Source organism: Streptomyces sp. KR55, assembly GCF_052245645.1.
Taxonomy (GTDB): domain Bacteria; phylum Actinomycetota; class Actinomycetes; order Streptomycetales; family Streptomycetaceae; genus Streptomyces; species Streptomyces flavusporus.
In genome coordinates, this window is sequence record NZ_JBQQCE010000531.1 from 1 (window position 1) to 6,426 (window position 6,426).

General features: G+C 70.1%; 8 protein-coding genes. 1 reads left to right on the plus strand and 7 read right to left on the minus strand.

The genetic code is table 11. The annotated features are described in order from the left end of the window. From ACTWQJ_RS44315 to infC, 6 genes are all read right to left on the minus strand, one after another. A partial coding sequence (locus tag ACTWQJ_RS44315; protein ID WP_443312065.1) for a phenylalanine--tRNA ligase subunit alpha occupies positions 1-973 on the minus strand: 973 nt, incomplete at its 3' end. Between the two features lie 128 nt (positions 974-1,101). Then, positions 1,102-2,238 (minus strand): ATP-binding protein, encoded by a 1,137-nt coding sequence (locus ACTWQJ_RS44320; protein ID WP_443312066.1) that lies wholly within the window; start codon positions 2,236-2,238, stop codon positions 1,102-1,104. A gap of 53 nt (positions 2,239-2,291) precedes the next feature. After that, the gene (locus ACTWQJ_RS44325) at positions 2,292-3,140 is read right to left on the minus strand and encodes a TrmH family RNA methyltransferase (protein ID WP_443312067.1); all 849 of its coding nucleotides are present in this window, start codon (positions 3,138-3,140) and stop codon (positions 2,292-2,294) included. A gap of 190 nt (positions 3,141-3,330) precedes the next feature. After that, positions 3,331-3,714, minus strand: a complete 384-nt coding sequence (rplT, locus tag ACTWQJ_RS44330) for a 50S ribosomal protein L20 (RefSeq protein ID WP_004933571.1) — start codon at positions 3,712-3,714, stop codon at positions 3,331-3,333. Between the two features lie 96 nt (positions 3,715-3,810). Further along, complete coding sequence (gene rpmI, locus ACTWQJ_RS44335) at positions 3,811-4,005, minus strand: 50S ribosomal protein L35 (RefSeq protein WP_007829094.1); 195 nt, start codon at positions 4,003-4,005, stop codon at positions 3,811-3,813. Between the two features lie 110 nt (positions 4,006-4,115). Then, positions 4,116-4,760, minus strand: a complete 645-nt coding sequence (infC, locus tag ACTWQJ_RS44340) for a translation initiation factor IF-3 (RefSeq protein ID WP_443312069.1) — start codon at positions 4,758-4,760, stop codon at positions 4,116-4,118. 381 nt (positions 4,761-5,141) lie between these two features. Between infC and ACTWQJ_RS44345 the strand changes: the two genes are divergently transcribed. After that, the gene (locus ACTWQJ_RS44345) at positions 5,142-5,489 is read left to right on the plus strand and encodes a DUF1844 domain-containing protein (protein ID WP_224738340.1); all 348 of its coding nucleotides are present in this window, start codon (positions 5,142-5,144) and stop codon (positions 5,487-5,489) included. A gap of 1 nt (position 5,490) precedes the next feature. Here ACTWQJ_RS44345 and ACTWQJ_RS44350 read toward each other — a convergent pair whose 3' ends face one another. Further along, positions 5,491-6,222 (minus strand): SseB family protein, encoded by a 732-nt coding sequence (locus ACTWQJ_RS44350; protein ID WP_443312068.1) that lies wholly within the window; start codon positions 6,220-6,222, stop codon positions 5,491-5,493. Positions 6,223-6,426 lie beyond the last annotated feature (204 nt).

The window sequence follows — 6,426 nt, forward strand, 5'->3', positions numbered from 1 at the left end:
CGGTGAGCACCCGCGGGTTGACCATGCCGCAGCCGCCGAGCTCGATCCAGCCCTCGCTGGAGCAGGTGCGGCAGGGCCGGTCGGGGTTGCCGACGGACTCGCCGCGGCAGACGTAGCACACCATGTCCATCTCGGCGGACGGCTCGGTGAACGGGAAGAAGTTCGGCCTGAGCCGGGTCTTCATGCCCTCGCCGAACAGCGACTGGACCATGTGGTCCAAGGTGCCCTTGAGGTCCGCCATGGTCAGGCCCTCGTCGACGGCGAGCAGCTCGACCTGGTGGAAGACCGGGGTGTGCGTGGCGTCCAGCTCGTCGGTGCGGTACACGCGGCCGGGGCAGATCACGTAGACCGGCAGCTCACGGTCGAGCAGGGAGCGGATCTGCACGGGCGAGGTGTGGGTGCGCAGCACGACGCCGGACTCGGAACCGCCGTCGGGGCCCTGGACGAAGAACGTGTCCGCCTCACCGCGGGCCGGGTGGTCCGGGCCGATGTTCAGGGCGTCGAAGTTGAACCACTCGGCCTCGGCCTGCGGTCCCTCGGCGACCTCGTAGCCCATGGCCACGAAGACGTCCTCGATGCGCTCCGAGAGCGTGGTCAGCGGGTGGCGGGCGCCCGCCGGTACGCGGTCGTACGGCAGCGTGACGTCCACGTCCTCCTCGACCAGCACGCGCGCGTCGCGCTCGGCCTCCAGCTCGGCCTGGCGGGCGGCGAGGGCCTTGTTCACGGCGCCGCGGGCCTGGCCGACGCGCTTGCCGGCGTCGGCCTTCGCGTGCGGGGGCAGGGCGCCGATCTCGCGGTTGGCGAGGGCCAGCGGGGAGGTGCCGCCGGTGTGGGCGACCTTGGCCTCCTGGAGCGCGTCGAGGGAGTCCGCGGCGGCAAAGGCGGCGAGCGCCTCGTCCCGCATGCGCTCGATCTCTTCCGGTTTCAACGTCTCGACCTCGACAGGGTCGTACGACTTATTCGGTGCCGACATCTCTTCCCGTGCTTCCGATTGGCTGGCTGAAGGTCCCCGTCCCGACTCAGTAGGCCGTCTTCGGGACACAAAGGTGCCAAAGGCCGAGTCTAACGGGGTGGAGGTAGGCGAATGCGCCCGTGGGCCGCTCAGGTCAGATATGCCGGAGCGCTCACGGGCAACGTAAATCGGAACTCGGCGCCGCCACCGGGGGCGCGACCGACCGTGATGATGCCGCCATGCGCTTCGACGATGCCCTTGACGATGTACAGCCCGAGGCCCGTGCCGCCGCGCTTGCTGCCCCGCCAGAAGCGGGTGAAGACGCGGTTCATGGACTCCTCCGGAATGCCGGTGCCCTCGTCGCTCACGGTGACCGACGTGCCGGCGTCCTCTCCCTCGCGGGGGGACGTGGTGGGCGTTACATCAATCGTGACGGTTCCCTCGCCGTGGCGCACGGCATTTTCGATGAGGTTGCTGAGCACCTGGTCGATCTTGTCGGGGTCGGCCCACAGGGCGGGCAGCGGCTGCTCGATGCGCAGCAGGAACCGGTCCGCGGACAGTCCGGCCGCGACGTACGCCTGGATGTGCCGGCCGACGGCGGCCCCGATGTCGACGGGCTGGCGGCGCACCTCCAGCCGACCGGAGTCGATCCGGGAGATGTCCAGCAGCTCCGCGATGAGCCGGGTGACGCGGTCGGCGTCGGCGTCGACCGTCTCGAGCATCAGCCGCTTCTGGTCGTCGGTGAACCTCTCCCACTTGGCGAGGAGGGTGGCGGTGAAGCCCTTGACGGAGGTGAGCGGCGAGCGCAGTTCGTGGGCGACGGTGGCGATCAGTTCGGCGTGGCTGCGCTCGGTGCGGCGGCGGGCCTCGGTGTCGCGCAGGGAGACGACGACGCGGCGGACGGGGCCGGTGGGTTCCGTGCGGACGTACCGCGCCGAGACGAGCACCTCCCGCCCACCCGGCAGCAGCAGGTTCCGCTCGGGCTGCCGGACCCGGATGGCGAGGCCGCCGTAGGGATCGGTCAGCTGCCACCACCGCCTGCCCTCCAGGTCCTCTAAGGGCAGGGCCTTGTCGAGGCGCTGTCCGAGGACGTCCTGCGCGGCAACCGCGGTGATGCGTTCGGCGGCGGAGTTGAAGCAGATCACCCGCCCGTGCTCGTCCGCGACGACGAGCCCGTCGGGCAGTTCGTCGGGGTCGATGCCGAGCTCGGCAGGATCGTCGTACCGGGGCTCGGGCGGGCGCCGTACGTCCCGTCCCCCCGGTGCGCTGCTCGTGCCGACACTCATCCCCGTACCCCACCTCTCAGACGGCGCAGGTGGCCCCCGAGCTGGTCACCCTACTAGCTCTCGGTGACGGAGCGGCAGCCTCCGGGGGCGCGCTGTGCACGGGCCGACGCGTAGAGACATACGGCCGCGGCGGTGGCGAGGTTCAGGCTCTCGGCCTTCCCGTGGATGGGGACGCGGACGACGGCGTCCGCGAGCGCGCGGGTCTCCTCCGGGAGCCCCCACGCCTCGTTGCCGAAGACCCAGGCGGTCGGCCCGCCCATGGTGCCCTTGTCGAGCTCCTCGTCGAGATCGTGCTCCCCGGCCCCGTCGGCGGCGAGGATCCGCACGCCGGCTTCCTTCAAGCCCGCCACGGCCCGCTCGACGGGCACACCCACGGCGACCGGCAGATGGAACAGCGAGCCCACGGAGGCGCGGACGGCCTTGGGGTTGTACAGGTCGACGGAGGCGTCGGTCAGCACGACGGCCTCGGCGCCGGCGGCGTCCGCGCACCGCAGCACGGTGCCGGCGTTGCCGGGGTCGCGCACATGCGCGAGCACGGCCACGAGCTTGGGCCGCGTACGGAGGATGTCCTCGAAGGGCGTGTCGAGGAACCGGCAGATCCCGACGAGCCCCTGCGGGGTCACGGTCGTGGAGATGTCCGCGATGACCTGCTCGGAGGCGAGGTGGACACGGGCGCCGGTGTCACGGGCCAGGCCGATGATGTCCGCGTACCGCTCGGCGGCCTCCACGGTGGCGAACAGCTCGACCAGGGTGTCCGGCTGCGCACCCGCCTCCCGCACGGCCTGCGGCCCCTCCGCCAGAAACAGCTGCTCTTTCCCCCGAAAGTTCCGCTTGGCCAGCCGCCGCGCGGCGGAGACGCGGGGGGAGCGGGGGGAGATGAGCTCGGGGGAGGCGGGGGGCATTCTGTATCACCTTCATCAAGAAATGTCCGCCGCAACGGCGATCAACCACGACGGCGGGGTCTGGAGGTCCCCCCACGCCCTTAAGGCAGTGGGGGAAGCGCCGAAAGAACCCGGTGCTCACACAGCAACGGACCCGCAGGCACAACCCACGGGTCCGTTCAGTCACGTCGGCTCAAAGCCAGCGCAAGCGTCACGCAGCCTTCGGCGCGTTGACGTCGGCCGGCAGCGCCTTCTGCGCGACCTCGACGAGCGCGGCGAACGCGGTGGCGTCGTTCACGGCCAGCTCGGCCAGGATCTTGCGGTCGACCTCGACGTTCGCGGCCTTCAGACCCTGGATGAAGCGGTTGTACGTGATGCCGTTGGCGCGGGCAGCGGCGTTGATGCGCTGGATCCACAGCTGGCGGAAGTCACCCTTGCGCTTCTTGCGGTCGTTGTAGTTGTAGACCAGCGAATGGGTGACCTGCTCCTTGGCCTTGCGGTACAGGCGCGAGCGCTGACCACGGTAGCCGGAGGCCTGCTCGAGGATCGCCCGGCGCTTCTTGTGGGCGTTGACTGCCCGCTTGACGCGTGCCACTTGTTAACTCCTTGTAGCGGGGCCGTGGTTGGACTCACACGGCCCGGAAACGATTGGGTCCCGGTCCAGACGCAGGGCGCTCGGCGCGCCGCTGTGTCACTTGCCGAGAAGCTTCTTGATCTTCTTGGCGTCGCCCGGGGCCATCTCGGCGTTGCCGGTGAGGCGACGCGTCAGACGGGACGACTTGTGCTCGAGCAGGTGGCGCTTGCCGGCGCGCTCACGGAGCACCTTGCCGGAGCCGGTGACCTTGAAGCGCTTGCTGGCACCGCTGTGCGACTTGTTCTTCGGCATAGCGCCGTTCTCTCCTCGTCGGTGGCGCTCCGGTGCCCGGTCGCGAAACCGGGCACGGTGGAGCGTCGCTCTTGTATCGGTTACGTCCTGGGGACCTGGGTCCCCCGGGATCACGCCTCGGCGGAAGCCTCAGCAGGGGCCTCGGCGGCAGCGTCCGCGGCGTTCTGCGAGCGGCCGGGGTTGGCCTTCGCCTCGGCCTTGCGGGCTTCCTGCGCCTGGCGGGCCTCGGCCATCGCCTCGGTCTTCTTCTTGTGCGGACCGAGAACCATGATCATGTTTCGGCCGTCCTGCTTCGGGTTCGACTCGACGAACCCGAGGTCCTGGACGTCCTCCGTGAGACGCTGCAGCAGTCGGTAGCCCAGTTCGGGACGGGACTGCTCGCGACCACGGAACATGATCGTGATCTTGACCTTGTCGCCCTGCTTGAGGAACCGGACGACGTGACCCTTCTTGGTGTCATAGTCGTGCGGGTCGATCTTCGGCCGGAGCTTCATCTCCTTGATGACCGTGTGCGCCTGGTTCTTGCGCGCCTCACGGGCCTTCATGGCCGACTCGTACTTGAACTTCCCGTAGTCCATGAGCTTGCACACGGGCGGACGGGCGTTCGCCGCGACCTCGACCAGGTCCAGGTCGTACTCCTGCGCAAGCTCCAGTGCCTTGGCCAGCGGGACAATGCCCACCTGCTCGCCACTGGGACCGACAAGTCGCACCTCGGGAACGCGAATCCGGTCGTTGATGCGGGGCTCGGCGCTGATGGATCCTCCTCGGTAGCACCACGCGACGGTCTGGCGGACAGCCGCGTAACGTCTCTGTTCGTTAGACCTAACCGCGCCGAAGCACAAAAAATGCCCCGGACGATCACAGGCGGGGCTCCTCGAACTACCGGAGCAACCGCCGCGGTGACCGCGGGGCGCACTTTCGGGCGGTGGCCGCCGCTGGGGACGGGACCGCCTGACCGGTGACCCGCCGCCCTGAGGGCGGCCAGGTGGGAGTTCGAAAGCCTCCACTTGTAGGTCGGTCACACTTACACACATGCGTGTCCGACCGGTCGTTACACAAGGTTAGCAGCCTCGGCCGGAAAGGGCTAACTGAGGCCGACTGGGGCTGGTTGTCCCTCTGCCCCTATGGTGAACGGCATGAGTGAAGAGACGCCCGACTTCAACGCCATGACCCGCGACATCGCCGAGGTCCCCGCGGTCGAGGTGATCGTGACGGTCGCCGTCAACCTGATGAGCGCCGCCGCGGTGAAGCTCGGTCTGACCGAGGAGGGCGAGAAGCACAAGGACCTGGACGAGGCCCGCAAGCTGATCCACGCCCTGGCCGGTCTGCTGGACGGGAGCGCGACCGAGATCAGCTCGTTCCACGCGGCCCCGCTGCGCGACGGCCTGAAGTCGCTCCAGCTGGCGTTCCGCGAGGCGTCCCTGGTCCCGGACGAGCCGGGCCAGGGCCCGGGCGAGAAGTACACGGGCCCGGTCTACCGCTGACCTAACCCTTTACGTACAGGGGCTCGCCCGGTGGCGTCGTCCCGGCCGGCAGCAGTGCCAGGTCGAGGCCGCGCACCAGGCGGGCCCTCAGTGTTTCGTCGGCGGCCATCCGCCGGGCCACCGCACGGGCGGCCTCGGCCGGGGCGGCGGCCGGATCGAGGACGAGGGCCAGGGTGCCGTCGGCCTGTCCCGGGCCGAGGTGAGCACGCAGTACGGCCGGCTCGGCGGCGACCGCGGCCCGTACCGCCGCGACGACGGCGGGATCGGCGAGCGGATCGGTGGTCGTACGCCCCTCGGCCAGCGCCAGCAGTGCGGGACCGGTCAGCTCGAACGGCACCGGACCGGCCAGGTCCAGCACCACGGTGTCGGCCTTCTCGTGCGCGGCCGCCTGGAGGGCCTGGTGCAGGGGTACGGCCACCGGCCGGGCCTGCGGGTCCCAGCGGGCCAGCGAGTCGGTGGACGTGAAGGCGGGCAGGGCGGTGCGGTCACCGGCCTTGAGGGTCGGTACGGCCATGTCGCTGGTCTTCTCGCGGCGCAGCCCGTTCTCGTCCTCCTCCACCTCGCCGAGCACGGCCACCACCGGGACGAGCAGCCGGGCGCCCTTGAGCGCCGCCAGCACCGGCCCCACGGCGGTACGGTCCTCGGCCCAGGCGGCGAGCGCCGCGCTCAGCCGGGGATCGGCCGAGCCGTCGTCGTCGGAGAAGCCGGGGTCGGGAATGTTCTTGTTCGCCACGGTCACCGACCCTATAGGGGGGATACTGCTGCGCTTGTGCGGGCCCGGTAACGCGGCCGTGACACCGCTCACGGGTTTCCCGGCATTTCTGACACACATCTAACGTCCGTCTAACGGTCCGCACAGCTGCCGCCGTCAGCATCGCGGCATGGAGTCCCGCAGAGCCCGCCGCACCCGTACCTTGATCTGCGCTGCCGCTGCCTC